Genomic DNA, 2,475 nt, shown 5'->3' with positions numbered 1-2,475 from the left:
GCGCAGGCCGCCGCCGATGCCGAGCCCGCTGTCGAAGGCATCACAGCCGGACAGCATAATGCCGGACAGGCCGAGGCTGGCGGAGGTGAGGAATTTTCTTCGGCTTATCTGGAACTTGGGCATGTCAGATGCTCCTTTCGGCCGGCTCGTCGTGTTTCTCGGGCGGGTCCGTGCGGTACCAGCCGGTAATGATCGAGCGCAGCTCGTTGATCGGGCCGGCCGCCAGAATCATCAGCATGTGGATGATGAAGAAGAGGACGAGCAGCACCATGACCGTGAAGTGGATGGTGCGCGCCGTCTGCCGGCCGCCCAGGATTTCATTGAGCCAAGGGAGCACCGAATTCATGCTCGGCGACATCGCAAGGCCGGTGATGATCATCAGCGGCAAGAGCACGAAAAGCACGCCGCCATAGGCCATTTTTTGCAGCGTGTTGTATTCGCGCGTGTGGTGGAATTTCAGCTTCGCGTGGTCGACGATGTCTTTCGGCAGCCTGCGCAAATCATCCAGGCGCGGCGCGAGGTCGCGATGGACATGGCCGTTGACGAGGCCCGCAATCAGCCAGACGAGCAAAGTGGCGGAAAGCACCCAGGCGAAGAAGAAATGCACCACGCGCGCGGTGCCGAGGTCGTAGTAGGACGGGATTGTCGCCCAGGCCGGGAAGGCGCGCGGCGTCTCCTGGCCGGGCGGCCCGGACCAGCCGAGCACGCCGGTGGTGTCGAAGCGATGGCCAAAAATCTGGGTGAAGCCGCGCGGGCCGTTGTCGGTGTTCTCGGCGCCGATCTGGAGGATCGTGTTGTTGTATCCGAAACCGGATTCCTTGCCGATATAGAGCTGCGGTCGCGCGTTGAAGATCTGCAGGCCGGAAAGCAGCATGAAGAACAGGGAAAAGGCCCACAGCCAGTGCGTCAGCCGCGTCCAGCGCGACTGCCGGTAAATCAGCGTCGCATCCTTCGGCGCGGCATCCGCCTCTGTGGCGGGTTGGCTCCTGGCAATGGTTTCCATTGTTCTTGCCCTTCTGGCCGCAATCCCGTGGCGGCCTCAGTGTAGCGTTCTCTCCCCAATACGTCGCCAACCCAAGCGGTGTTTCATCCGATCACGGATTTATTACGGGCTGCCCAGGCTGACGGCGAGGTTGACGGCGGCAGCAACGATGACGGTATTAAAGAAGAACGCCAGGACTGAATGGACAAGCACGACGCGTCGCATATGCGATGTCGTGATCCCTGTGTCGGCAGTCTGCGCGGTCATGCCGATGACAGTCGCGAAGTAAAGAAAATCCCAGCCTTCCGGCCGCTTGCCGCCGGGGAATTCGAGGCCGCCGACCGGCATCTTCTTCTTGGTTTCGGCATCAAGCGCATCCCCATCCATCCAATAGACATGCGCGTAGTGAAGCGCTGCCATGGTGTGGATGGCGAACCAGCCAAGCGGCATCGACAGCAACGCGAAACTCAGCACGATGGGACTGCTGCCCTTGTGATTGATCAGCTGGAACAGCAGGACGATGGCGATGCCGACGACGGCGAGCGTGATGGCAAAGATGCCCAGAAGCGGCAGATCGATCTCTCGCGCGTTCTTGCTCAGATAACGGCCCGTCAGCCGCGGCATCTGACGCAGAACGAGAATGATAAAGGCGGCGAAGAACGCATTGGCGCCGATCGAGATCGAATAGGGGAACGGCGCTCGGAGGAGCAGCGCGATTGCCAACGCGGCGGCGCCGACACAGGCCGATACCGCGAATTGCATGTGCCGGTGCAACGGGTCGCTGATGGGCGTATCGGTGGTCATAGCCGGCCTGATGGCGACGGTTTTTCTAGTCCGGTGTGACGGATTTTAACGCGCGCCGCAAGATGCGGTCGAGTTCGCCGAGAAAGCGCGAACGATCCTGCGGGGTGAAGGCGGCGTTGAAGCCGCGGCTTTCGCCGGTCTCACGCAGGTGCTGCTTGAGATCGCGCATCGCCACCGCCATGCCGATGGTCTCCGGCGTAAACGGCCGGCCGGTGGGTCCCAGCACATGCGCACCGAGCGCGACCGTGCGCGCGGCAAGCGGGATGTCGGCCGTCACCACGACGTCGTTGAGCTTTGCGTTCTCGACGATCCAGTCGTCCGCGGCGTCCGCGCCCTTTGACACGACGATGTTGCGGATCATCGGATCGCGCGACGGACGCAGGCCACCGTTCGAGACATAGGTGACGATGACGCCGTGGCGCTCCGCGACCTTCTCGACCTCGGCTTTCACCGGGCAGGCGTCGGCATCGACGTAGATGGTGGGTGCGGGCATCGTCACTCCAAACGAACATGGGGCCGGCGTGTCAGCCAGCCCCATGGCAGAAATCGCAGGACTTGTCAGGCCGCCAGGGCTCCCGACTTCTTCGCGGTCCAGGTGGCGATATAGTCCATCAGGCCGGGACTGAGGCAGTCATAGGGTTCGAGCCCGATCGACTTGAGCTGGGCGCGGATGCCGGCCATGCGGCTCG

The 2,475-nt window shown here is 62.6% G+C and carries 3 protein-coding genes and 2 pseudogenes; all 5 read right to left on the bottom strand.

Annotated features, from left to right (window positions below; genetic code table 11):
• Positions 1-123: pseudogene (locus tag EOA29_RS43450) on the bottom strand (molybdopterin oxidoreductase); the annotation flags it as partial.
• 1 nt (position 124) lies between these two features.
• Positions 125-1,003: a cytochrome b/b6 domain-containing protein gene (locus EOA29_RS33025; RefSeq protein ID WP_126093478.1), complete on the bottom strand. Its 879-nt coding sequence runs from the start codon at positions 1,001-1,003 to the stop codon at positions 125-127.
• A 102-nt stretch (positions 1,004-1,105) separates the two neighbouring features.
• A complete protein-coding gene (locus EOA29_RS33020; protein ID WP_126093479.1) occupies positions 1,106-1,786 on the bottom strand; it encodes a DUF1345 domain-containing protein in 681 nt (226 codons plus the stop codon).
• A 25-nt stretch (positions 1,787-1,811) separates the two neighbouring features.
• Entirely contained in the window at positions 1,812-2,279 is a 468-nt protein-coding gene (locus EOA29_RS33015; protein WP_126093480.1) for a YaiI/YqxD family protein, read from the bottom strand.
• 65 nt (positions 2,280-2,344) lie between these two features.
• A pseudogene (locus tag EOA29_RS43445) lies at positions 2,345-2,475 on the bottom strand (aldehyde-activating protein); the annotation flags it as partial.

It is taken from the genome of Mesorhizobium sp. M1E.F.Ca.ET.063.01.1.1, from assembly GCF_003998155.1.
Taxonomy (GTDB): domain Bacteria; phylum Pseudomonadota; class Alphaproteobacteria; order Rhizobiales; family Rhizobiaceae; genus Mesorhizobium.
This window is presented reverse-complemented; position numbering and strand designations above follow the sequence as displayed.